Annotated in this window: 19 protein-coding genes; 7 read left to right on the forward strand and 12 right to left on the reverse strand. The window is 66.9% G+C overall.

Annotated elements, in window-relative coordinates; translation table 11 throughout:
• Positions 1-435: 435 nt before the first annotated feature.
• Entirely contained in the window at positions 436-1,338 is a 903-nt protein-coding gene (locus C7443_RS00005) for a LysR family transcriptional regulator (RefSeq protein ID WP_170123418.1), read from the reverse strand.
• Between the two features lie 133 nt (positions 1,339-1,471).
• Here C7443_RS00005 and C7443_RS00010 point away from each other — a divergent pair, with 133 nt between their 5' ends.
• The 7 genes from C7443_RS00010 to C7443_RS00040 all read left to right on the forward strand — a co-directional run bounded on the left by C7443_RS00010 (position 1,472) and on the right by C7443_RS00040 (position 7,152).
• Positions 1,472-1,876 carry a DoxX family protein gene (locus tag C7443_RS00010; RefSeq protein ID WP_110016530.1) on the forward strand — a complete coding sequence of 135 codons (405 nt, stop codon included), beginning with the start codon at positions 1,472-1,474 and terminating at the stop codon, positions 1,874-1,876.
• An 80-nt stretch (positions 1,877-1,956) separates the two neighbouring features.
• Positions 1,957-2,733 carry a DODA-type extradiol aromatic ring-opening family dioxygenase gene (locus tag C7443_RS00015; RefSeq protein ID WP_110016531.1) on the forward strand — a complete coding sequence of 259 codons (777 nt, stop codon included), beginning with the start codon at positions 1,957-1,959 and terminating at the stop codon, positions 2,731-2,733.
• 114 nt (positions 2,734-2,847) lie between these two features.
• Entirely contained in the window at positions 2,848-3,231 is a 384-nt protein-coding gene (locus tag C7443_RS00020; RefSeq protein ID WP_110016532.1) for a hypothetical protein, read from the forward strand.
• Between the two features lie 38 nt (positions 3,232-3,269).
• Positions 3,270-3,785: an RNA polymerase sigma factor gene (locus C7443_RS00025; protein WP_110016533.1), complete on the forward strand. Its 516-nt coding sequence runs from the start codon at positions 3,270-3,272 to the stop codon at positions 3,783-3,785.
• Between the two features lie 14 nt (positions 3,786-3,799).
• Entirely contained in the window at positions 3,800-4,201 is a 402-nt protein-coding gene (locus C7443_RS00030; protein WP_110016534.1) for a hypothetical protein, read from the forward strand.
• Complete coding sequence (locus C7443_RS00035) at positions 4,198-4,677, forward strand: periplasmic heavy metal sensor (RefSeq protein WP_110016535.1); 480 nt, start codon at positions 4,198-4,200, stop codon at positions 4,675-4,677. The genes C7443_RS00030 and C7443_RS00035 overlap by 4 nt, the downstream gene beginning before the upstream one ends.
• A gap of 495 nt (positions 4,678-5,172) precedes the next feature.
• Positions 5,173-7,152 (forward strand): sigma-54-dependent Fis family transcriptional regulator, encoded by a 1,980-nt coding sequence (locus C7443_RS00040; protein WP_246004477.1) that lies wholly within the window; start codon positions 5,173-5,175, stop codon positions 7,150-7,152.
• Positions 7,153-7,161: 9 nt separating this feature from the next.
• Here C7443_RS00040 and C7443_RS00045 read toward each other — a convergent pair whose 3' ends face one another.
• The 11 genes from C7443_RS00045 to C7443_RS00095 form a co-directional block, all read right to left on the reverse strand.
• Positions 7,162-13,248, reverse strand: a complete 6,087-nt coding sequence (locus tag C7443_RS00045) for a PAS domain S-box protein (protein WP_170123419.1) — start codon at positions 13,246-13,248, stop codon at positions 7,162-7,164.
• A 95-nt stretch (positions 13,249-13,343) separates the two neighbouring features.
• On the reverse strand, positions 13,344-13,682 hold the full coding sequence (locus C7443_RS00050; protein ID WP_110017000.1) for an ArsR/SmtB family transcription factor: 339 nt from the start codon (positions 13,680-13,682) through the stop codon (positions 13,344-13,346).
• A gap of 151 nt (positions 13,683-13,833) precedes the next feature.
• Positions 13,834-14,283, reverse strand: coding sequence for a cyanase (gene cynS / locus C7443_RS00055; protein WP_110016537.1), 450 nt, complete (start codon positions 14,281-14,283; stop codon positions 13,834-13,836).
• A gap of 29 nt (positions 14,284-14,312) precedes the next feature.
• A complete protein-coding gene (locus C7443_RS00060) occupies positions 14,313-15,248 on the reverse strand; it encodes an ABC transporter ATP-binding protein (protein ID WP_110016538.1) in 936 nt (311 codons plus the stop codon).
• Positions 15,238-16,104, reverse strand: coding sequence for a nitrate ABC transporter permease (gene ntrB / locus C7443_RS00065; protein WP_110017001.1), 867 nt, complete (start codon positions 16,102-16,104; stop codon positions 15,238-15,240). The genes C7443_RS00060 and ntrB overlap by 11 nt, the downstream gene beginning before the upstream one ends.
• 17 nt (positions 16,105-16,121) lie before the next feature.
• Positions 16,122-17,516 carry a CmpA/NrtA family ABC transporter substrate-binding protein gene (locus C7443_RS00070; protein WP_110016539.1) on the reverse strand — a complete coding sequence of 465 codons (1,395 nt, stop codon included), beginning with the start codon at positions 17,514-17,516 and terminating at the stop codon, positions 16,122-16,124.
• 45 nt (positions 17,517-17,561) lie between these two features.
• The gene (locus tag C7443_RS00075) at positions 17,562-18,902 is read right to left on the reverse strand and encodes an FAD-dependent oxidoreductase (RefSeq protein ID WP_110016540.1); all 1,341 of its coding nucleotides are present in this window, start codon (positions 18,900-18,902) and stop codon (positions 17,562-17,564) included.
• The gene (locus tag C7443_RS00080) at positions 18,899-20,041 is read right to left on the reverse strand and encodes an acyl-CoA dehydrogenase family protein (RefSeq protein ID WP_110016541.1); all 1,143 of its coding nucleotides are present in this window, start codon (positions 20,039-20,041) and stop codon (positions 18,899-18,901) included. The genes C7443_RS00075 and C7443_RS00080 overlap by 4 nt, the downstream gene beginning before the upstream one ends.
• 37 nt (positions 20,042-20,078) lie before the next feature.
• The gene (locus C7443_RS00085; RefSeq protein WP_110016542.1) at positions 20,079-20,633 is read right to left on the reverse strand and encodes an OsmC family protein; all 555 of its coding nucleotides are present in this window, start codon (positions 20,631-20,633) and stop codon (positions 20,079-20,081) included.
• Between the two features lie 187 nt (positions 20,634-20,820).
• Positions 20,821-21,681, reverse strand: coding sequence for a sulfurtransferase (locus tag C7443_RS00090; protein WP_170123460.1), 861 nt, complete (start codon positions 21,679-21,681; stop codon positions 20,821-20,823).
• Between the two features lie 250 nt (positions 21,682-21,931).
• Positions 21,932-23,542: a sigma-54 interaction domain-containing protein gene (locus C7443_RS00095; protein ID WP_110016544.1), complete on the reverse strand. Its 1,611-nt coding sequence runs from the start codon at positions 23,540-23,542 to the stop codon at positions 21,932-21,934.
• Positions 23,543-23,593 lie beyond the last annotated feature (51 nt).

Genomic DNA, 23,593 nt, shown 5'->3' on the forward strand with positions numbered 1-23,593 from the left:
CACAAACCACTCAGCCATGCTGTTAATGATCTTCGCTGACCCGTTCCGTTCAGCGAGGCGCGCATTATACTCGCCTTTTCCTGCTACGCAAGCACTTTGTTATCCTCAGTGCTCGCTCTCAATCCGCTTCGACAAACCGCCAACTCACCGGCGCCGCCGAGGGGTGCGCATTATCCCGATTCCTTCGACAGTTGCAAGCCCTATCTTTCCAGACTCGCTATCGACCTCAACATCAAGACCTTTAACACCCCGCTCAATCAGCCTTTCAGCAGGACCAACCAAGCAAGAGCCGCGCATTTTACGAATCGATTAATCCACGTCAAGTGCTAAATAAGGAATCGACACACAATCAAATATTTTTAAACACAAACTAATTTTTGATAATGGTTTTTTATGTAACAAATTCAAGTGGTTCATAAATCATAAAGCCGACTGTCAATCATCTATTGGATTCAGGCATGCTGAACGTGTGCGCAAACCCTCAGCCAAAGCTTCGTTGAGCGCGCGGATACGGGGTGTATGACGAATGTCGGCATGCACTGCAAGCCACAGCTCGCGCTTTGGCGCAACGCGCCCGGTTTTCAGTCGCACCAGCCCCTTGCCATCGGCCAGATAACGGGCAAGACACGCGATCCCCATGCCTGCCTGCACCGCAGCAAGGCAGGCAAAACGGCTGTTACTGCGCAGAGCGACGCCTGCCCGCCGACTCAAATCGCCAAACCAGGCCATTTCCGGCAACCCCATCGCCTCTTCATGGGGCAAGACCAGCCGATGTCCTGCGGCGCCAGCGGTGAAGTCAGGCTGACCATGCTGTTCAAGGTACTCCGAGCTGGCATAAATGCCGAAACCAAGCTCAGCCAGTTTGCGCACGACTAGATCCTGCTGGGTGAACCGCGCCAGACGCAGTGCAACATCCGCCTCCCGCTTGTTCAGACTCAGGCTGCGCTGCTCAGCGAGCATTTCCAGCGTGATACCCGGATAACGTGAACAAAACTCGGCAAAGACCGGCGTCAGCACTTCTACGGCCAAGGTCTCGATCGTGGTGATGCGGATCGAACCTTCAAGGCGCAGATCAGCCCCGGTGATCGTACGCTCTACGGCCTGCGCTTCGACTTCAATACGCTCGACATGAGCGAGGATGGCCTCGCCTGCCACCGTGAGCACATATCCATCCGGGGTTTTCTGCAGCAGTTGCGCACCGGCACGCTGCTCAAGTGAGTCAAGCCGCCGACTCATCGTCGACTGCTGGACCGCAAGCGTCCGCGCTGCACCGGACAACGTGCCATGACGGGCAATGGCGAGGAAATAACGCAGATCGTCCCAGTCGAATCGTTTCATAGCACTCATGACTATGCGTTTTTGCAAAAATGATGCGCGGTATTTGCGTATTCTAATGCAAAAACGCCAAGGTTATCGTGCTTCCCACAGACCGTTAGCGCAGTGCTACCGGCTCAATCAGGAGAAGCACATCATGATCGACACTCGCACCGCCCCCTACGCTGCCCTGCTGTTGCGTGTCAGCCTCGGCATTCTTTTTCTGGCACATGCCGGAATGAAATTCTTCGTCTTCACGCCTGCTGGCACTGCGAAGTTCTTTGAGTCTCTCGGTCTGCCCGGGCCGCTCGCCTACGCAACGATGCTCGTCGAAACGCTGGCCGGCATCGCCTTGATCCTCGGCGTCTATGCACGTATCGCTGCACTGGTGACGATTCCGGTGCTGCTCGGCGCCATCTTCACCGTACATCTGCAGAATGGCTTTTTCTTCACCAATGCCAATGGTGGCTGGGAATACCCTGCTTTCTGGGCCGTCGCGCTGGCTGTGCAGGCCTTACTCGGTGACGGTGCCTACGCTCTCAAGCCGTCCGCGCGTTCCTGAGCTGAACACTGCCTGCGTGGCGGAACCCAAGTTCCGCCACGCCAGAGACTCGACACATATATATGTATCCGGAGACAACCATGCTCCCGACTTTATTCATCAGTCACGGTTCACCGATGCTGCCCCTGCTGGACACGCCAGCACGCCACTTCCTCGAAGGGCTCGCTGTCACGCTGCCACGCCCGCGCGCCATCCTCGTTGCGTCGGCACACTGGGAAACCCTGCAGCCAACAGTCAACGCTGTCAGCGTCAACCAGACGATTCACGATTTCTACGGCTTTCCGCAGGCACTGTTCGAGATGCAGTACCCGGCGCCGGGATCGTCCGAACTTGCGGACCAGATCAGTGACCTGCTGTGTGCAGCCGGGCTCCCCTGCCGTACTGATACACGGCGTGGCCTCGACCACGGCGCGTGGTCAATCCTGCGTCTGATCTATCCGCAGGCCGATATTCCGGTCGTTCAGATTTCGCTGCAGCGCGGTCCCGGCCCGGCCCACCATCTGCAGCTCGGTCGCGCCCTGGCATCACTGCGCGAACGCGACGTGCTGGTGATCGGCTCTGGCAGCTTCACGCATGATCTATCGCGCTTCCGTGGTCAGAATCTCAATGCACCGAGCGATCCCGACATCGCGCCTTTCTGCGACTGGATGGACGCCGCACTGCGTGAAGGTCGCACCGCCGACTTGCTGACCTATCGCCACAAGGCACCCTTTGCGGTCGACAACCACCCGACCGAAGAGCATCTGCTGCCACTGTTCGTGGCTCTCGGTGCCGCCGGCGAAGGTGCCAAGGCTGAGCGCATCCATAACAGCAACACCTACGGCATGCTGCGCATGGATGCCTACGCCTTTCAGTGAGGGGCCTGGCAGGTCGAAAAAATTTTTCAGGACAGCGCAGGAAATCGGACAGCTCAACGTTCAAGGGACATGCGAGATCATCGCAGTCACCTTTTCTGTCCAAGGAGAGCCTCCATGTCCAAGCGCCCCCTGCTGTTTGTCATCGCACTTGCCGCCGGCCTGTCGACCATCGCCATCGACGCCGGCGCCCGCGAATTCACCCGCCAGGGCAGCGTCACCGGTGCCAATGGCAACACCTGGTCGCGCTCGATCAACCGCAGCGTCGATCCGGCCACCGGCAGCGCCAGCCGCAGCGTCACCGGCCCCGGCGGGCGCACGCGCAGCGCCAACAGCCAGTGGAACTCCGCCACGCACGGCTTCGATACCACGGTCACCGGCCCGAACGGCAACACCGCGAGCCGCAGTGCCAGTACCAGCGTCAGTCAGGGTAGCGTTTCACGCAATATCACCGGCTTCGGCGGCCGCAGCCGCTCGGTCAATGTGACGACGCAGCCCTGAACCTGCCCGCGCACGACGACGCCCGCGACGCCGCCGACATGCGCGCGCTGGCCGCTGGCGATCAGACGGCGCTCGGACGACTCGCCGAGCGCCATCTGAACTGGGCGCTGCGTTTCGTCGAGCGCATGGTCGGCGAAAGAGCACACGCCGAGGATCTGGTCCAGCAGGCGTTTATGCGCGTATGGCAGGCAGCCGAGCGCTGGCAACCCGACGCGCGCTTCCGCACCTGGTTTTATCGAGTGCTGCACAACCTCTGTCTCGATCATTTCCGCGCCAGCGGCCGCATGGAAACCGAGGCACTCGACGAAAACCTCACCGACGGCACGCCCAACGCCGAAGCCCACTGGTTACGTGCCGAGCAACAGGCCGACATACGCGAGGCCCTGCAGGCGCTCGCGCCGCGCCAACGTGCCGCCGTGGTACTGCGCTATTACGAGGAACTGAGCCAGGCTGAAGCGGCGGCGCTGCTCGGCATCAGCGAGAGCGCGCTCGAATCTCTGCTGACGCGAGCCCGCAGCCGTCTGCGCCAGCGCTTGCTGCCCACGCTGCACTGAGGGAGCAATACAGAATGACGACCGATGATTCCTTCGAGCGCTTTCGCGCCTGCGCGCAGGCCTACGGCCATGCCATGCACCGTTGGCCGGCGGACGATCAAGCCCTGCACACCCGTTATGCCGACACCGCTGCAGGTCGTCACCTGCTCCGCGAAGCTGCCAGACTCGATGAGCTGCTCGACCGCGACGCACCGGCGCCCGCCCGCCCGGAACTGCTGGCCGCCATCCTCAGGCAGTCCGCACCGCACGCGATGATGCGTACGCCACCGCGTCACCGTCGCTCCTGGCTCACAGCGGCTGCCGTCACGCTGACGTTGATCGTCGGTTTCGCTCTCGGCTGGCAGCAGCAAGCCGCCGATGAACCGGAAACCGCTTTACTGCTCGGTGCCATCGGCCCGCTGGCCATGCTGCCATGAGTACGCGCATCACGAGTCCACGCTGGCTGTGGCTGGTGCTGATCCTGTCACTGCTGGTCAACGTCTTCTGCGTCGGCCTGATCGCCGGCCGCTTCGGTCACCGCCTGGCAGGTTTTTTGGAAATCCACCGCCAGGTCAATGACGTACTGGCGCCGCTCCCGGCCCCCACCCAGCAACGTTTACGCGCGGAACTGCGCTCCGCGCTGATCGACAGCCGCGCACAGTTCGCTGCCCTGCACACAGGACGACAACAGCTGCTCGATCATCTGGCCGCCCCGACGCTCGATCCGACGGCGATCGAAGCCGATTTCAGCCGTAACCGCCAGCAGTTGCAGGCATTACAGACAGCCTTACAGCAGCACCTGCTGCAGACCGTCAGCACACTCGATCCCAACGAGCGCCAGCTGTTGATCGAAAGCCTGCGGCGACGTCTGCCCGCTTCCGGCATCGGCCAGCTGGATCGACTCGCCCACTGAGCGAGCACAAGCCGATACCGCACGGCCCCCGCTGCGGCGATGGCGCACATTGCCGCACAAGCAAGTGCAGCACCCTGGCAATCCGGACCGACGGTCAAATCCGCTCGGCTCCCGGCGACGTGTGCACGTCAACCCCGCTCGACAACCACCACACCGTGCGACGTCGTGCCCCACGGCCGGCTCGGAGCCGGGCAGCCGGTGATGGCTTAACTCGCAGGCGCCCCCACTGCAACAGCCAGCCAAGCATCACGCCGACACCACGCCGAGTGATGCGGCATCGCCATCGAACCGGGCAACTCCCGAATGCAATACACCGCCTTGCGCGTCGCCGTGTCCAACGGCGTCGCCCGGTGAACACTGCTGCCATTCACAGAAGCCATATGACGAAAATGGTTTTCACACACTAGAATGCAGCTAAGCGCATGCACCATCAGACGAACCGACCCTTCGATACAGACGGGCGGCGTGCGCACCACCAAGGAGTAGAGCATCGCGATGGTTGAACCGATTTTGCGCCTGGCGCGCGCGTCGGAGCCGCATCATCACCGCAAGGTGATGGAGGCTTGGCAGCGCTTCGTCACCGATGGCGTGCTGCCGCCACGCAGCATCCGTACCCTGGTCGAGGAATCCTGGAGCCGTTGTGCCGGCCAGGGTGTCGATCCCACCCGCCGTGCCGCACCGGTGCAGCCCACGGAGGACGCGCTGTCCCGGCTGTGCGAGCGCAATCGCGATTTCATCGTTGCCGCGCGTCAGGTCTGTGCTCAGGCCCGCGAGTTCCTCGCCGAATCCGGCACGATCATGGTCGTCACCGATGCCGAAGGCGTGATTCTGCATGTCGAAGGCGACCCGAGCACGGTCGATGCCGCCCAGGAAATCCAGCTCGCCCCCGGTGGTAACTGGGATGAAGGCGTCGCCGGCACCAATGCGATTGGCACGGCACTGGCCGCCCGCCAGCCGGTGCAGATCCACGCCGCCGAACATTTCTGCGAGGGCATCAAGCGCTGGACCTGCTCGGCAACGGTGATCGAAGACCCCTTCGATCGCGGTGTGCTCGGCGCCATCGACATCTCCGGCCTGCGCAGCACCTACGATCCGCACTGCCTGGCGCTGGCGGTCACCACCGCCTCGCGCATCGCCGAGCGACTGATGCGCCTGGCGCTGGAGCGGCGCGCCAAGCTGCTCGACGCCACACTGCTGCGCTTCGTCGGGGGTACGCGCGATGGCCTGATCGTGTTCGACGACCGCGGCCGTCTGGTCAAGGTCAACGAGTATGCCGGCCCCGCTCTGCTCGCCCGCGGCGTGCAGGCCGAAGGCCCGGAAGGGCCGATCATCGCCAGCCTGCGCGACAACCGCCTGGTCGACGCCGCCGGTCGCCCGCTCGACACCGTGCGCCCGGAATGGACCGAGACGGTGCTCGATGGCCGCGAGGCGCTCGGTACGTTAGTCATCATTCCGCAACCCGGTCCGCCCCGACGCACCACCACCAGCCCACCGGCACAGACACCGCGGCATCCCGGTTTCGAGGCGATCCTCGCCGCTAGCCCGGCAATGGCCGAACAGGTCGAGCGCGCCCGCCGCCTCGCCGGGCTGCCGGTGCCGGTGCTGCTGCTCGGTGAAACCGGCACCGGCAAGGAAGTTTTCGCCCGCGCCATCCACGCCGCCAGTGCCTTCCGCGACGGGCCGTTCATCGCCCTCAACTGCGGTGGCCTGCCCCGCGAGCTGCTGGCGAGCGAGCTGTTCGGCTACGCCGAAGGCGCGTTCACCGGCGCGCGGCGCGGCGGCCTCAGCGGCAAGATCGAAGCCGCTGATGGCGGCACGCTGTTTCTCGATGAGATCGGCGAGATGCCGGCCGACCTGCAGCCGCACTTTCTGCGCGTGCTGCAGGAGGGCGAGTTCTACCGCCTCGGCGAGACCACACCGCGCAAGGTACGCTTTCGCCTACTGGCGGCGACCCACCGCGATCTGCGCCGCGAAGTCGCCGAAGAACGCTTCCGCATGGACCTGTTCTACCGGCTGTCGGTGATGACCCTGACCCTGCCGGCGCTGCGCGAACGGCGCGCCGATATCGTGCCGCTGGCGCGGCATTTCATGCAGCAGGCGGCGATTACCTACGGCATTGCCCCCAAGCCGCTCGCCGCCGAATTATGTACGGCACTGGTCGAGCACGACTGGCCCGGCAATGCCCGCGAGCTGCGCAATGCTGTCGAGGCAATGCTGCTGATGAGCAGCGGGCCTGCGCTGACGCTGGCCGACCTGCCCGCCGAATATCACAGCCACCCCACCCTCCCCGCAGTCGGGCACGATGCCGTGCCGGCACCGGCCAACGACGCGGTGCGCCTGGAAGACGCAGAACGTCAGGCGATCGTCGCCGCCATCGAACGCGCCGGCGGCAACCTGACGCAGGTCGCCCGCACGCTCGGCATCGCCAAGAGCACGCTCTACGTCAAGCTGAAGAAGTTCGACATCGGTCGCTGAGCGCAACGCTCAACTGCGTTGCCGCAATGCCAGCGCCAATGCCGGCAGCACCTGCAACAGTTGCGCGCACAGTTCGCGGAACGCTGCGAGCGCACTCGCATCGACGCTGTGCTCGGCCGCCGGCACCAGTGCCATGACGCGCTCGTGCAACCCTCTGAAAGCCTGGAATACCTCCAGCGTGCCGCACAGCTGCTGACCTTCGCCGTCCAGCCAGCGACCAAGGCGGTCCTGCCAGACCTGCAGCGGCGGCAGGTACGTGACGGTATCGGTCGCCGCGTCGAGCAGGTGCAGCCAGTGGCGCACTTGCGCCTCGGCATAGACCAGCGGCAGCTCCTCGTGCACCGGCGGTAACTCACGCAGCGCCTCCCAGGACGCCGCCGGCTGCCAACTCGCCGCCCAGGCCGGCAGATCCTGCGCTGGCATCGGTCGGGCGATGCCGTACCCCTGCGCCAGCTCGCAGCCCAGGCGCAGCAGCAGCTCGCCGTGCTCCGCGGTTTCGACGCCCTCGGCGATGACCTCGCGATGGAAGGTGCGCGCCAGGCCGACCACACCCTCGACGATCGCCAGATCCTCGGCGTCCCAGAGCATGTCGCGCACAAAGCTCTGATCGATTTTCAGCACCGTCGCCGGCAGCCGCTTGAGGTAGGTCAGCGAGGCATAGCCGGTACCGAAATCGTCGAGTGAGAAACTCACACCGAGCGCACGGCAACCATGGATGAACTGCGAAATGCGGCCGATGTCATCGAGCGCCGCGGTTTCCAGCACTTCCAGCTCCAGACTGTGATGCGGCAGTGTCGGATGACGGGCGAGCTTTTCGCGCAGGCGCGGCAGGAAGTCCTCCTGCTGCAGATGGGCGGCCGCGATGTTGACGCTGACGCTCAGTTCGAGACCGCTGGCGTGCCAGCGGTCGAGCTGCTCCAGCGCGGTGTCGAGCACCCAGTCGCCAACGCGGGCGATCAGCGGCGTGTTTTCGATGACCGGCAGGAACGCCAGCGGCGGCAGCAGGCCGCGCTGCGGATGCTGCCAGCGAATCAGCGCCTCGGCGCCGACCACCTCGCCGCTGCGCATGTTGACCTTCGGCTGGTAATAGAGCACGAACTCGCGCCGCTCCAGCGCCTCGGCGATACGCTGCAGGTTCTCGCGCTGCGTGCGCGTCTGCCGGTCACTTTCCGGATCGAACAGGTGATAGCGGTTCTTGCCGGCAAGCTTGGCCTGGTACATCGCCTGATCGGCGTGCCGCAGCAGCGTATCAGCATCGCCGTTGTCCTCCGGAAACAGTGTGACGCCGCAGCTCGCCGACAGCTGCAGACGCAGACCGTCGATGTCGACCAGTCCGGCGGCCGCCTGCAGCAGACGTTCGAGGATGCCCACATACTCCTCGGGCGTGGTCAGATCGTTGAGCACGGCGACGAATTCATCGCCGCCGAGTCGCGCCAGCGTATCGGCGGCGCGCAGTGTTTCATGCAGGCGCTGAGAAATGGCGATCAGCAGCCGATCACCGACCTCATGCCCGTAACTGTCGTTGACCGCCTTGAAACCGTCGAGGTCGAGATACACCAGCGCCATGCAGGTATTGCGGCGGCGGGCGTGGGCGATGCCCTGCTGCAGACGGTCGGCGAGCAGGAAGCGGTTGGGCAGCCCGGTGAGGATGTCGAAATGCGCGATGTGCTCCAGCTGGCGCTGATGCTCCTTCTGCTCGGAGATATCGGCGAACAGCGCCACGTAGTAGCGGCAGTCACCGCCACCATCGCGCACCGCCGCGATATTGAGCGCCTGCGGGTAGACGTCACCGTTCTTGCGCCGGTTCCAGATCTCGCCCTGCCAGCGCCCCTCGGCGATCAGCGCGCTCCACATCGCCGTGTAGAAATCCTCGCCGTGACGCCCCGAGCACAACAGGTTGGCATTGCGGCCGACCGCCTCGTCACGCGTATAGCCGGTGATGCGGGTGAAGGTCGCGTTGACATCGAGCATCACGCCGTCATCGTCGGTGATCATGATGCCTTCCTGGGCATGCGTGAACACGCTGGCCGCCAGACCGAGCCGGGCCTCGACGCGCTTGTGCTCGGTGATGTCGGTGGAAATACCGCACAGCGCGTAGATTTCGCCGCTCTGGCGGCGCAGCGGCAGCTTGATCGACAGGAAAGTGCGCTGCAGGCCATCGTCGGCCTGGAAGTGGGTTTCCTCGATTTCGACGCGCTCACCGTCCTCGATCACCCGCCGGTCGTTGGCGCGCAGCCCGGCCACCGTCGCCGCATCGAAGAACGCCGTATCGTCGCAGCCGAGGATGCGATCGGCCGACATCCCGGTCAGTTCACTGACCGCCGTATTGACGTAGGTGTAGCGGTAGTCTCGATCCTTGATGTAAATGCAGGCACCGACGTTATCGAGAATCGCCGATACCCGCGCCTCGGACTCGCGGGCGCGTTCGAGCTCCAGCTCACGCTGACGGGTGATGTCGATATGGCAGCCGACCATGCGCAGCGGCTCACCCTGCTCGCCCCACTGCACGACGCGACCGGCACAGATCACCCACACCGTCGAACCGCCTTTGTGCCGATAGCGCACCTCGCCGTAGTAGCGCTCGCGGCCGCGGCTGCGCACATGGCGCTCGAACAGCGTTTCGAGCTTCACCCGATCCTCAGGAAAGATCAGCGCCTGCAGCGCCTGCGGGCGATGCTCCAGCTCGTCATCGGCGTAGCCGAGCATGCGCTTGAAGGTCGGGCTGAAATACTCGGTGTCGGCAGTGAGATTCCAGTCCCAGTAGCCGGCGAGCGTGCTGTCGAGCAGCTCGTGCAGCAGGCCGAGTTCGGCAGCCAGCGCCTCGCTGCGCTGGCGACGCTCGGCGGCGAGCTTGCGCTCGGAAATATCGAGGACGATGCCGAGGTAGCGATCCAGTCGGCCGGACTCATCGAACAGCGCCCGGCCGCGCGCGAACAGCCAGCGCTCCGGATGACCCGGCGGCAAATTGACCCGCCAGTCGATCTCCAGATCACGCCCGGCCTGCGTCGCGTCGAGCACTTCGGTGGTAACGCGCTCACGGTCGCGCGGATCGAGCGTCTCGCACCAGTCGGCGAAACTCGGTTGCGGCAGCGGCTGCTCCAGGCCGTACATCGACCACAGGCGCTCTGACCAGAACAGATCGCCACTGGCCAGCTCCCACTGCCAGTAGCCGGCATGGGCGGCGTCGAGCGCCAGGCGCAGACGCATCTCGCTGTCGCGCAGCGCCAGCTCGGCGGCACGCCGTTCACTGATGTCACTGACCGAGGCCAGCGCGTAGCCCACGCCCTCGAAGCTGAAGCGGCTCAGACCCACCTCGACCGGGAAGGTGCTGCCGTCCGCCCGCCGGCCACGGATGTTGTTCAGCTGCCCCATCGGCCGGGCCAGCGCCGGACCGTGCATGTACTGCAGGCGGTGACGGCCGTGCTGTGCGCCGAGATCCTCCGGCACCAGCCGTTCGATACCGAGACCGGGCAGTTCGTCGGGGCCGTAGCCGAACATGCGCTGCGCCGCCGGATTGACCAGCACGATGCGCCCCTGAGCGTCGACGACGACCAGCCCCTCCAGACAGGCATCCCAGACGTGGTGGAAACGCGCCTCGCTGCTGCGGTGGGCTTCCTCGGCGCGCTGCAGCTCCGAGACATCGGTGAAGCTCAGCAGCGCTCCCGCGCGCTCGCCGAGCTCATCGATGTACGGCGCCACCTGCATCAGATAGTGGAATTCGCCGGCATGCACGCGCTCGACACTGGCACTGCCGCCGGCGACCACCGCGGCAATGCGCGCGCGCAGCTGCGGCAGCTCGATACGGCTCGGAATGCCATAGATGAACTGGCCGATGTCCTTGTCGACCAGCCCGAACACGCGCACCGCCAGGGTGTTGAAGCGGGTGACGCGGCCATCGCGATCCACCACCACCAGCCCCATCTGGATCGAGTTCTGCACGTTGGCGAGCACGGCATTGAGCTGCATGGCCTCGATCGACTTGGCGCGCAGCTCGTCATTGAGCGTACTCAGCTCCTCGTTCGAGGACTGCAGCTCCTCATTCGAGGACTGCAGCTCCTCGCTGGAGGACTGGATCTCCTCGTTCAGCGACTGCAGTTCCTCGTTGGAGGCTTCGAGTTCCTCGATTACCGCCTGCAGATGCTCACGGGTATCGGCCAGCTCCTTGCGCAGTGCCGCCCGTTCATCGTCGGCGTCGATTTCAGCTTCGGTGAGGCAGCCCAAGCCGCTGGGGGTCTCCTCGAAACAGATCAGGAAGGCCTCGCCGGTCCCCGGCGTCGCGAGCGTCACCCGGCGCAGCACCGGACGCACGCGGACCTCCTCCTCGCCGTGACGCACCACCGACACACAACCGCGAATCTCGCTGACGGTCTCCTGCATCCAGCGGTAGGCCATCGCCTTGAGTTCGGCGCGCAGCTCGGGGATGCACAGCGCGAACACCGAAAAATCGGCGCCATCGGTCGGCAGTGCGAAATAGCGCTGTGAACGGCCAAAAAAATGCAGCGGCTCGAACGCCGAATTGACCAGCACACCGGGCGGACCGTATTCGCGCACGATCATGGCCTGCGCCGCCTCGCCGAGCGTCTGCTGGCGCGCGGCTCCGGCATGCTTGGGCGAAATCACCGCGTTGCCGAGCGGCACCATGCCGAAGCGGGCCAGCTTGCCGGCCTGCGGACTCGGACCCGGCCGCCGCCGGTACAGCTTCAATGCCGGGTCGAGCGTCTCGAACAGCCGCGAGCCGAAGCCGGTGGATTCCGACTTGCCGAGCAGCAGCAGACCGTCACCGTTGAGCGCATGGTGGAAGGTGCCGAGCAGCTCCTCCTGCTGCTGGGGCTTGAAGTAGATCAGCAGGTTGCGGCAGCTGATCAGATCCATATGAATGAACGGCGGATGACGGAGCACGTCATGGGCCGAGAACACGCACAGATCGCGCACCGTCTTCACCACCCGCCAGTGGCGATCCTGCTGCACGAACCAGCGCTGCCGGCGCTGCGGATCGAGCATCGCCACCGCTTCCGCCGGATAGCGGCCGCTGCGCGCGAAATCGAGTGCCTCGCGGTCGATGTCGGTCGCGAACACGCGCACGTCGAACTGCCCGAGACGTTCACCGAGCAGCTCGGCGAGCACGATCGCGATCGAGTACGCCTCCTCGCCGCTGGCACAGGCCGGCACCCAGACGCGGATGGAGTCGCCGTGATGGCGCTGCATCACCAGCGGGCGCAGAGCCAGCTCCAGCGCCGCGAACACGCCAGCATCGCGAAAGAACGACGACACCGAGATCATGAAGCACTGCTGCAGCTGCACCAGCTCCTGCGGCTCACGGCGCACGTGCTCCAGGTATTGCGCCAGCGTGTCGTAGCCGAGACCGCGCAAACGCCGCAGCGTCTGCCGGCGCAAGGTGTTCTCCTTGTACTGGCCGACGTCGAGCCCGGTCTCCTGCGCCACGCGGTGCAGCAACTCCTGAAATACGCCGCCGTCATCGCCGCCGCGATGGCGGGTGCTGGCGATGGCATTGAGCCAGCCGGCAATCTCGGCGATACCGCCGCACAGATCGGCCTGCGCCGCCGCCAGCACCGCGCTCGGCATGCCGCGCTGCAGCGCCTCGTCCGGCTGCTGCACGATGACGGTGCCGCCGGCGGCACGCACCGCCGCGACGCCGGCGCTGCCGTCATTACCGGCACCGGAGAGCACCACCGCCACCACCGCGGCGCCGTGGCTGGCGGCGGCCGACGCAAACAGGCGATCGATGCTCGGTACGCTGTAAGCGCTGTCAGTGGGGGCCACCAGCAGCACGCGCTCGCCATCGATGCAGATATCGACGCCGGGCGGGCACACCAGCAGACATTTGTCGCGCAGGGGCATGCCGTCTTCGGCGGCCAGCACATCCAGCCGCGACTGCGCCGCCAGCAGCTGCACCAGCAGGCTCGGCTGCGTCGGCGACAGATGCTGCGCCAGCACCCAGGCGATGCCCGCCTGCGGTTCGAGCCGCGCCACCAGCGGGCGCAAAGCCTGCAACCCTCCAGCCGAGGCCCCGATGACGACCAGACGTGTCGCCGGCGTCTCGGTGGATGGCGGGATCGGCTCATCCGTTACCGCCATCATCCACCTCGCCCATGCGCAGCTCCTCTCCCTGTGCTCCTTTGCGATTGCCTGTCAGTCCGCAGTCTTATCGCCGCGGTCGGGCCGGCGCCGGATTATCTGTCGCGACCGTCAGGCGGCCGTACCACCATCAGATCGCAGGCCGAGACATCGCCCTCACAGCAATGCTCGGTCAGGTAGCTCAGCAGCGCATTCACGCGCTGGTAATTGGGGGCATAGATCAGCGAACGCCCGTCGCGCCGCTGCGTCAGCAGCCCCCCCTGACGCAGGGTCTTCAAGTGAAATGACAAGGTCGCGGGTGCCAGGCCCAGACGCTCCCCGATCTGGCCGGCAGCCAGCCCTTCGGGACCAGCGCATACCAGCAGGCGGAAGATATCGAGGCGTGAGCCCTGTGCGAGTGCTGAAAGTGCAATGACGGCGTCTTCGGAATCCATGGCCGCGAGCATAGCGGAGCACACCCCGCTTGGGTTCATCGACGTAGCCCGACATGGCCACCGCCATCACATCGCGTGATCCAGCGCACCCATATTCGACAAAAAAAAGCCCCCATGCGGGGGCTGATGTGTCACGAACGCCTTACACGCCTCAGTAGGTCTTGTACGGCAGGAACTTGCCGGAGAGCACCACATGCACGCGATCGCCCTTCGGATCGGGCTCGCGCTGGATGTCCATCGAGAAGTCGATGGCACTCATGATGCCGTCGCCGAACTCCTCGTGGATCAGCTCCTTGATCGTCGAGCCGTAGACATTGACCACCTCATACCAGCGATAGATCAGCGGGTCGGTCGGCACCGCCGTCGGCAGTGAGCCCTTGTACGGCACGATCTGCAGCCAGGCGACCGCCTCGTCAGACAGGCCGAAGATGCCGCCGACGGTCTCGGCCTGCGCCTTGTCGAAGGTCATCTGCCCGAGGCAGGCGGCCGTCGTCCATTCCTTGCTCTTGCCGAGCTGCTCGGCGACGTCCTTCCACTTGATGCCTTTGAGCACCTTGGCGGAGAGGATCATCTTGGTGACTTCACTGCGATCGGAAATCATGGCGTTTACTCCGGGGGCTGGGACAAACATCAGGAATGGACACGGCCTGCCGCACTGACCATGCGCCTCGCCGGCACCGGCATGCGCACGGGACCGGGCTCTGCGGATGCATCGCCCGTGCCTTCGCCAGCGAACTGCACCAGCCGCGGTAGCGTGGCGCTGCGTGCTTCGGCACCGGCGGCGCGATGCACCAGGAAGTCCACCAGGTGATTGCGCAGGCCGTAGAACAGCGGGTCGTGATGCAGGGTTTCGCGCTGGCGCGTGCGCGGCAGCGGGTTGACGACGATCTCGGCGATGCGTGCGCGCGGGCCGTCGCTCATCAGCAGAATCTTGTCGGCGAGCAGGATCGCCTCGTCGACATCGTGGGTAATCATGAACACCGTCTGTCGCGTCGCCGCACAGATACGCAGCAGCTCGTCCTGAATGGTGCCGCGCGTGAGTGCATCGAGCGCACCGAACGGCTCGTCGAGCAGCAGCATCCGCGGCTCGACGGCAAAGGCACGGGCGATGCCGACCCGCTGCTTCATGCCGCCGGACAGCTCCGCCGGCTTGCGCCGCGCCGCGTGCGCCAGGCCGACCATCTCGATGAAACGCGCGCCGTGCTCGCGCACCTGACGCCGCGACCAGTCCGCATGGCGGGCGCGCACGGCGAAGGCGATGTTGTCCTCGACGCTCAGCCACGGCAGCAGCGCATGGCCCTGGAACACCACGCCGCGGTCGAGACCGGGGCCGGTGAGCTGGCGGTTGGCCATGAACACATAGCCCTCGCCCGGCGCTTCGAGGCCGGCCAGCACGTTGAGGATCGTGGTCTTGCCGCAGCCGGAGTGGCCGATGATGCAGACGAACTCACCGCGGGCGATGCTGAAACTGACACCCTCGAACACCGGCGGCTGATCCGCCCGGTAACGCTTGCCGAGGCCTTCGATCTTGACGAAGTGCGCATCCACGCAGGTTTCAGTCGCCATAACTCACCCTCCGCTGCAGGCCGGCGAGCAGCAGATCGAGCGCCATGCCGACCAGGCCGATCAGCAGCACCGCGAACAGCACATTGCTCAATTTGAGGTTGTTCCACTCGTTCCAGACGAAGTAACCGATGCCGGTACCGCCGACCAGCATCTCGGCGGCGACGATCACCAGCCAGGCGATGCCCATCGAAATGCGCATGCCGGTGAGGATCGTCGGCGCCGCCGCCGGCAGGATCACGGTGAAGGCCGTGCGCAGGCGGCCGAGCTCCAGCGTGCGGGCGACGTTGAGCCACTCGCGGCGTACCGTGGCCACGCCGAAGGCGGTGTTGAGCAGCATCGGCCAGGCCGAGCAGATGAAGATCACGAACACGCCGGAGATCGTCGAATCGCGGATCGTGTACAGCGCGATCGGCATCCAGGCCAGCGGCGAAATCGGCTTGAGCACCTGAATGAACGGATCGAGCGCGCGCTGCAGCAGCGGCGACATGCCGACGACGAAGCCGAGCGGCACCGCCACCGCCAGCGCCAGCAGATAGCCGACGGCGACGCGGCCGAGCGAATGCGCGAGCTGGATGCCGATGCCCTTGTCGTTCGGGCCGCGGTCGTAGAACGGATCGGCGAGCTGCCCGGCCACCGTCGCGGCGAACTGCCACGGCGTCGGGAAGCCATTGCTCTTTTCGGCCTCGCCGGTGGCCGCTGTCTGCCCCATCAGTTCGGCGTATTCGGCCTCGGCAGCGCTGAGCGGCCGGGCGGCGGTGTCGGCCACCGGGCGCGTGGCAAGCTGCCAGATGCCGAGCAGCACGCCGAACAACAGCAGCGAAAGGAGCGCCGCCTGTATGCGTGGAGGTGCCTGCATGGTCATCGCCTCCCGCCTCAGCTGCGCCGGATGGCGAAGCCATCGACATAGGCCTGCGGCTGCGCCGGATCGAACTCGCGGCCCATCACGCGGATCTTGCGATAGCCGATCTGTGCCTGCGGCGGCAGCGGCTCGCCGAGTTCCTGCATCAGCCGGCGCGCGTCGGTGAGCAGGAACACCTGCTCGGCCAGCCCGCGGTAGTCGAGCTCGCCCTTGACGTAACCCCAGCGCTGCATCTGCGTCAGCATCCACACCGCCATCGAATACCACGGCAGCGGCGCGAAGTCGGCGCGATCGGGCACGTCGCAAACATTGCCGAGACCGTCGGCGTAGCGCCCGGTCAGCGCCTGGCGGATCACCACCTCCGGCTGGTTGAGGTAGTTCTGCGGCGCGATCGCCTTGGCGATCATCGGCCGGTTGGCCGGATCGCTGGCCATCGCCGCTGCCTTGAGCACCGCACGGTACAGCGCCGCATAGGTGTTCGGATTGGCGCGGATGAACTCCGCCGACAGGCCGAAGGCGCAGCACGGGTGCCCGTCCCAGATGTCTTTCGAGAGGATGTGGATGAAGCCGATCTCGTCATACACCGCCCGCTGGTTGAACGGATCGGGCCCGAGAAAGCCGTCGATGTTGCCGGCGCGCAGATTGGCGATCATCTCCGGCGGCGGCGTCACCCGCAGCTGCACGTCGCGGTCGGGATCGAGACCGTGCTCGGCGAGGTAGTAGCGCAGCAGGAAGTTGTGCATCGAGAACTCGAACGGAATCGCGAACTTGAAGCCCTTCCAGTTGCGCGGATCGCGATTGTTCCGGTGCTTGAGCGCCAGCGTGATCGCCTGACCGTTGACGTTCTGAATGGTCGCCACGCGCATCGGCTGCGGCGCCGAACCGAGCCCCATCGAGATCGCCAGCGGCATCGGCGAGAGGAAGTGCGAGGCGTCGAGTTCACCGTTGAGGACGCGGTCGCGCACCAGCGCCCAGCCGGCGGTCTTCTGCAGCGTCACCTCCAGCCCCTGCTCGCGGTACAGGCCGAGCGGATCGGCCATGATCAGCGGCGTCGCGCAGTTGATCGGAATGAAGCCGATGTTCAGGTGCTTTTTCTCCAGCGCCCCGCCGCTCTCCTGCGCCATCGCCTGCAGCGCCGGCAGCGGCAGCACGCTGGCAATCGCCGCCATCGCCGTCGCCTTGCCGACGGCGGCGAGAAAACGCCGCCGCGTCGCATCGTGCGGGAACAGGGCACGCACGGCGGCGGCCTCGACGAAGTCCTGCGACAGCGTGTCGGCGGCGCGCGCCCGCTGCTGACGGCGGGCGGCGGCCGCCGCGTCGTGCTCGTGCTGACTGGCGTGCTGGCCGCAGCTGCAGCCGCCGAGCGCGACCTCGGCATCGTAGGGACGGTAGAGATTGTCGTCTGGCATGGTCATCTCTCGACTGAGGCGGGCGGAAGAAAAAGCGGGCGGGATTCAGGCGGCGCTGGCGAGCGGGGCCGGGCCGAGCGTCAGGCGGGCGATGCGCTCGCCGTCGCGCCACTGCTGCATCACCAGGCGCAGCGGACCGTCCTCGACGGTGCGCCACTCGCCGTCGGCGCAGGGCGCACCTTCGAGCGTCACTGGCAGGGCGCGGGTCTTCAGGCGGATCACCGGCGGGCGGTGGCGGTAACCGGCGTGGGCGCGGCCGAGCACGGCGTGCGCCAGTGCTTCGGCCTGCAGCGCGATCGGCTCGATGAAACGGCAGGGCCGGCCGTCGAGGCTGATGCAGTCACCGAGCGCGTAGACGTCTTCGGCACTGCTGCGCAGCGTCTGCGGGTCGACGACGATGCCGCGCTCGAAGGCGAGCCCGCCGCTGCGTGCCAGCCGCGCTTCGGTCTGCAGCCCGGTGGCGGCCAGCAGCAGATCGGCGGCCACGCGGCGGCCGTCGGCGAGCTGCAGCACGCGCGGTGCCGCAGCGTCGGTGAGCAGCTCGCGGATCTGCGCGCCACCGATGAAACGGATGCCGAGCCCGGCCCAGGCCTGTTGCAGGCGTGTCGCGGCCGGCGGCGGCAGCAGCGCGGCGAGCGGGCGCTCGGCACAGTCGAGCACGCTGACTTCATGGCCGCAGCGCGCCAGGTCCTCGGCCAGCTCGCAGCCGACCATGCCGGCACCGACGATGGCCACGCGCTGCGGCCCCTGCGCCAGCTGCGCGCGCAGCCCGCTCCACGCCGCCAGATCATTGACCCGCCAGCACAGCCCGGGCGTCAGCGGCGCCGGCAAAGCCGGCCGCGCACCCTGCGCCAGCACCAGCTGGCGGTAGCGCAGACTGCCGCGGGTGGTGCGCAGCTGGTGCAGCGCCGGACTCAGGCCGACGGCGAACGTCTCGCTGAGCAATTGCACGCCGAGGCGCCCGGCCGCGGCGGCGGCGGTTTCGCGCACCAGCGTCTGTGCGCTCTGGCCGCGGCTGAGCGCCAGCGACAGCTCCGGCTTGTGATAAACATCGCCGCTGCAGCCGGTGACCAGCGTGATCGGCAGCCCGGCATCGAGTTCGCGCAGCGCCGCCGCCGCCGCCCAGCCGGCCGCGCCGGCACCGACGATGACCACGCCGGCCTCGCGCCGGCGCGCCACCGCGGCCGGGCGCGCCACCGCGCGCGGAGCGCAGACTTCGAAGTCGGCTTTGCCGACGCCGCACAGCGGGCAGACCCAGTCGTCCGGGATGTCCTCGAAGCGGGTGCCGGCGGCGATGCCGCTGTCGGCATCGCCGAGCGCTTCGTCGTAGATCAGGCCGCAGGCGCGGCAGATGTAACGCTTCCAGTCGCCGCCCTGCGCGCTCATGCCGGCAGCTCCTCGCGCGACAGCCGCGCCATCTCCCAGCGCAGGTGCTTGATCGCCGGCGTGACGATGGCAACGAAGTGCGATTCACGCACCCGCCGCTGCGCCGCCGCGCTCAGCAGGTAGCCGCGCGCGCCCTGATGCAGCAGGGCCGACTGCGCCGCGCGCAAGGCCAGCTCCGCGCCCTGCGTGCGCGCATCGAGCACGTCGAGCAGGTAATCGCGGCTGCCGTCGAAGGGCGTGCAGGCCAGCCGGCCGGCGCGCTGCGCCAGCTCGTCGAATTCGGCCTGCAGCTCGGCGGCGCCGTCGTGCAGGTAGCGGTTGACGTGGCCGAGCATCGGTTCGACCTCGTCGATACTGTCCAGACTGCCCTGCACCACGCCGAGCGCCATGCCCAGCTGCAGCAGGATGAAAGCGGCGCGGATGCGGGCGATGAACGGCCGCGCCGGATCGGCGATCAGCACGTCCTCGCCGACGAACAGATCGTTGACGCGCACGCCCCAGGTGCTGGTGCCCTCCATCGCCGAGAACGCCGGGCACGGCCGCAGCTCCACCGGCTCACGGCAGTGCAGCAGGAACATGATCTCGTGCGACACCGAGCCGTCGTCGCGCAGCACGCTGGCGACCGCACCGCAGTACTGGCCGACGTTGATGTGGCTGACCCACGGCAGCGCGCCGCTGACCCGGTAGCCGCCGGCGACGCGGCGGGCACGCAGCAGCATCGGCTCGATGCCGCTCAGCGCCTTCATCGGATTCGACAGCGCCGTGCCGCCGAAGCTGAGTCCGGCGGCATGCTGCTGCAGGCAGGCACCGCCAAGCGCCGGATTGCCGGACTGCTCCATGTACAGGCCGCAGACGGCGTGACACCACATCAGGAAGCCGGTCGCGCCACAGACGCGACTGACCTCCTGCGCAGCGGTGAGCGCGCGCTCATACCGCCGCCCGCCGAGCTCCAGGTGCGCACCGAGGGCACCGGCCTCGCCGAGCGCCGCCATCACGCCGAGGGGATACAGACCCTCGCGGTCGATGCGCTGCACCGCGGCGGCGAGCGGGCCACGGGCAATGTCGGTCACGCGCTGCAGCCAGGCGGCGTCGCACTCGGGCGAAGCCACGGTCGCGGACGGCTGTTCGAGGTGGTTCACGGGCGTGTCTCCTGTGTCGGGCGGGCGGCGCGTGGGGTCAGTCCATCAGGCTGACGGTCATCGGCACCGGGTTGCGCAGGGTGTTGGCGACCGGCGAGAAGTAGTTGGCGCGGCGCACGATCTCTGCGAGCTCCTCGCGGCTGGCATCGCCCTCGACCAGCACCTTGACGCGGATTTCCTGAAAGCCCATCTGCGCCGGCTCGCGCTCAGCGCCGCCGGCACCCCAGGCGGCGCTGTTGCCAATGTCGGCTTCGAGGAACACCTCCAGCCGCGTCAGCCGCACCTGCTTCCAGGTGGCGACGGCGGTAACGCCGACGGCCAGGCAGCCGCCCAGGCCGGAGAGCACGATCTCGCCCGGCGCCGGCGCGGTGTCCTCGCCGAACAGATGCGGCGGCTCGTCGACGACCACCGCCTGGTGCTGGCCGACGTAGCTCAGCGTGCGGTACTGCCCTTCACAGACGGTGTGGACGACATTGGTGCCGCGAAACTCCGGGTTGGCGCGGCCCTTGTCGGCGAAGCCCATCAGGCCGTCGCGATCGATCGGACGCAGATAGACTCTGGCGGTGGTCGGGGTGGCGGTTGCGGTGCTCATGGTGTGACTCCTGCGGGTGGTAATGCCGCTGCGACGCGGCGCGGCGGCGGATGAAAAAGCGCTGACAGACCCCGGCCGGGCGGAGGCCGGGCAAGCCGCCCCCGTCGACGCCATCGGCATGGCATCGCGGCCGATACGATCCGTGGGAAAAGCGTGGCGGTGCAGGCGGGCGCCGGGCCCGCGCCGCTTACGCCGGCTGCGCCAGCGGCAGGCCGGTCTCGATCGGCAGCGCGGGATCGCGCGACCATTCGTTCCAGGAACCGAAGTACATGCGCACGCGCTCGAAACCGGCCTGGCGCAGCGCCAGGAAGGTGTTGGAAGCGCGGGCGCCCTTGAAGCAGTAGAGGTAAACGGTGTCATCGGCGCTGATGCCGGCCGAGGCGCACTCGGCGCGGATCTCGTCCGGCGTCTTGAACACCGGCCCGACCGCCGACGGCTTCATGAAGCGGTACCACTCGATCCAGCGCGCACCGGGCAGCCGCCCCTTGCGCGGCGCGAAGTCCTTGCCATACGGCGAGGAGCTTTCACCGATCCATTCCTCGACATCGCGCACGTCGAGCAGCACCACGTCGCTGCCGAGCGCCGCGGCGACTTCGTGCTTGGTCAGCATGATCTCGGCCGGCTGCAGCGCGCTCGGGAAGCTCGCTGCCTGCGGCGTGAGCGCACCGCTCTCCAGCGCCCGCCCCTGCGCCACCCAGGCACTCAGCCCGCCGTCGAGCACCCGCACCTGCGGATAACCGAGCCAGCTGAGCAGGAAGTAGCCGCGGCAGGACTGGCCGTAGCCGGAATGCATCGAGTCCTCATAGAACACCGCGATCTCGCGGCCGGACAGGCCGACGGCCCCGAAGGCCGCGCTGAAGGTCTCGCGCAGCTCGCTCAGGCCCTCGGCGGTCGAGGTGGCAAGGTAGGTGAATATCTCGCGCAGATTGACGGCGCCCGGCAGATGGCCGGCGGCGTAGGCCTCGGGCTCGCGGGTATCGATCAGCACCACGGCTTGCGTGGCCATCAGCTCGGCGAGCGCCTGCGGGCTGACGAGGGCGGACGGAATGGACTGTGCGTTCATGGCCTTACCTGCGAGTTGGCGGGGGGTTGCGGGCCATTGAGCTATCGCAACGGGCGTGCCAGAACGCAGAAAAACGCACAAAAAACGCCGCAAAGCGTTTTTTATTGATTCACATCATTGCCTTACCGCTGATCACCGATCCGCAGACAGCGCTGCCGAGGCGGACATCAGCAGCGGATCGGGGCAGGACAAAGTTGGACATTGTCGACAATGTTCAACTTTGTCCTGCCTGGCATCAGCGGCCGCCATCGGCGAGGCCGAGTTTTTTCCAGCGGTAATGGAACTGGCGGGCCGTCATGCCGAGCGCCTGCGCCGCGCGCGTCTTGTTGCCGCCACAGCGCGCCAGCGCATCGAGCAACGTGGCGGCCGGATGCGAATCGGCCGCGGCATACGGCCGCAGCCCTGCACTGCCCAGCTCGGCCGGCGGCGCGCGGCGCGGCGACTCGGCGGCCGGCAGGCCGTCGGCCGGCGCCTCCGGCAGAAAGCGGTCGAGATCGGCGGCGTCGAGCACCGGCTTGCCGGCGAGCAGCACGATGCGTTCGATCAGATTGGCCAGCTCGCGGATGTTGCCGGGCCAGGGGTGTTGCTCCAGGCGCGCGATCGCCGCGGCGCTGAGGCTGACGTTGCGCTGGTTGGCCTGGTTGGTGCGGCTGAGGAAATGCAGCACCAGGGCGTGGATGTCGTCGCGCCGCTCGGCCAGCGACGGCAGGCGGATGGGGATGACGTTGAGCCGGTAATACAGATCCTGGCGGAAGCGCCCGGCCGCTACCTCCTGTTCCAGCTCGCGGTTGGTGGCGGCGACCAGGCGCACGTCGACCGCCAGCTCGCGCTTGGCGCCGAGGCGGATGATCGTGCCCTCCTGCAGCGTGCGCAGCAGCTTGGTCTGCATCGTCAGCGGCAGCTCGCCGATCTCGTCGAGAAAGATCGTGCCGCCGCTGGCCTGCTCGAACCAGCCGGCGCGCGGCGCATGCGCGCCGGTGAAGGCGCCACGCTCGTAGCCGAACAGCTCGGACTCGAACAGCGTCTCCGGGATCGCGGCGCAGTTGACCTTGATGAACGGCTGGTCGCGGCGCGGACTGGCGAGGTGCAGCGCACGCGCGAACAGCTCCTTGCCGGTGCCGGATTCACCGAGCAGCAGCACGCTCGCCGTGGTGTCGGACACGCGCTCCAGCTCTGAGATCGCCTGCAGCAGCACCGGCGACGTGCCGATGATGCCGTAGCGCGCGTTGCCGGTTTCCAGCGCCCGCGTGAGCATCGCGTTCTGCCGCTCCAGCGCCCCGGTACGCGCCTGCACCGCCGCCTGCAGCGCCAGCACCTGTGCCGCCAGCGTCGACAGGATGCGCAGGATGGCGACGTCGTCGGCCAGCGCGCGATCGCGGCTGCGGATACGGTGGCAGGCCAGCACGCCGACGTTGCGCTGCTCAATGCGCAGCGGCAGTGCGATGAACGACACCGGCTCGCGCGGCAGGCTGGCGCGCGCCACCGCGCGGGCGAGGAAGTTCGGATCGGAATCGATGTCCTGGACGATGATCAGCTGGCCCTGACTCAGCACCCGGCCGGTGATGCCCTCGCCGAGCGCGTAGCAGCCGCGCGCGATCTCCTCCTGCGTCAGGCCGTAGGCATAGCGGATGCGGCAGTGAGTCGGCAGGCGGCCGTCCTGCGGCTCGTCGAGCAGCACGATGCGGCCGCGGTTGAGCCCGAGCAGTTCGGAGAGCAGATGCAGCATCTCGCGCAGCACCACATCGACCGCCAGGCTGCGCCCGAGCAGGCCGAACACCTGCTGCAGCAGGAGAAATTCCTGGGCCCGCCAGAACGCGGGCGAGGTGCTTTCGACGGCTTTCGACATGACGGACACGCTGGCAGGCGGCGGATGATCGGCTAGCCTGCATGCGCCGGC

The sequence above is a fragment of the Plasticicumulans acidivorans genome, from assembly GCF_003182095.1.
GTDB classification, from domain to species: Bacteria; Pseudomonadota; Gammaproteobacteria; order Competibacterales; family Competibacteraceae; genus Plasticicumulans; species Plasticicumulans acidivorans.

Excerpts from the sequence above, each read along its gene's own strand:
- C7443_RS00015 (WP_110016531.1), top strand. The coding sequence starts at position 1,957 with ATGCTCCCGACTTTATTCATCAGTCACGGTTCACCGATGCTGCCCCTG.
- C7443_RS00005 (WP_170123418.1), bottom strand. The coding sequence starts at position 1,338 with ATGAAACGATTCGACTGGGACGATCTGCGTTATTTCCTCGCCATTGCC.
- C7443_RS00070 (WP_110016539.1), bottom strand. The coding sequence starts at position 17,516 with ATGCCAGACGACAATCTCTACCGTCCCTACGATGCCGAGGTCGCGCTC.
- C7443_RS00020 (WP_110016532.1), top strand. The coding sequence starts at position 2,848 with ATGTCCAAGCGCCCCCTGCTGTTTGTCATCGCACTTGCCGCCGGCCTG.
- C7443_RS00075 (WP_110016540.1), bottom strand. The coding sequence starts at position 18,902 with ATGAGCGCGCAGGGCGGCGACTGGAAGCGTTACATCTGCCGCGCCTGC.
- C7443_RS00050 (WP_110017000.1), bottom strand. The coding sequence starts at position 13,682 with ATGGATTCCGAAGACGCCGTCATTGCACTTTCAGCACTCGCACAGGGC.
- C7443_RS00010 (WP_110016530.1), top strand. The coding sequence starts at position 1,472 with ATGATCGACACTCGCACCGCCCCCTACGCTGCCCTGCTGTTGCGTGTC.
- cynS (WP_110016537.1), bottom strand. The coding sequence starts at position 14,283 with ATGATTTCCGATCGCAGTGAAGTCACCAAGATGATCCTCTCCGCCAAG.
- C7443_RS00045 (WP_170123419.1), bottom strand. The coding sequence starts at position 13,248 with ATGGCGGTAACGGATGAGCCGATCCCGCCATCCACCGAGACGCCGGCG.
- C7443_RS00060 (WP_110016538.1), bottom strand. The coding sequence starts at position 15,248 with ATGGCGACTGAAACCTGCGTGGATGCGCACTTCGTCAAGATCGAAGGC.
- C7443_RS00035 (WP_110016535.1), top strand. The coding sequence starts at position 4,198 with ATGAGTACGCGCATCACGAGTCCACGCTGGCTGTGGCTGGTGCTGATC.
- C7443_RS00085 (WP_110016542.1), bottom strand. The coding sequence starts at position 20,633 with ATGAGCACCGCAACCGCCACCCCGACCACCGCCAGAGTCTATCTGCGT.
- C7443_RS00030 (WP_110016534.1), top strand. The coding sequence starts at position 3,800 with ATGACGACCGATGATTCCTTCGAGCGCTTTCGCGCCTGCGCGCAGGCC.
- C7443_RS00095 (WP_110016544.1), bottom strand. The coding sequence starts at position 23,542 with ATGTCGAAAGCCGTCGAAAGCACCTCGCCCGCGTTCTGGCGGGCCCAG.
- ntrB (WP_110017001.1), bottom strand. The coding sequence starts at position 16,104 with ATGCAGGCACCTCCACGCATACAGGCGGCGCTCCTTTCGCTGCTGTTG.
- C7443_RS00025 (WP_110016533.1), top strand. The coding sequence starts at position 3,270 with ATGCGCGCGCTGGCCGCTGGCGATCAGACGGCGCTCGGACGACTCGCC.
- C7443_RS00040 (WP_246004477.1), top strand. The coding sequence starts at position 5,173 with ATGGTTGAACCGATTTTGCGCCTGGCGCGCGCGTCGGAGCCGCATCAT.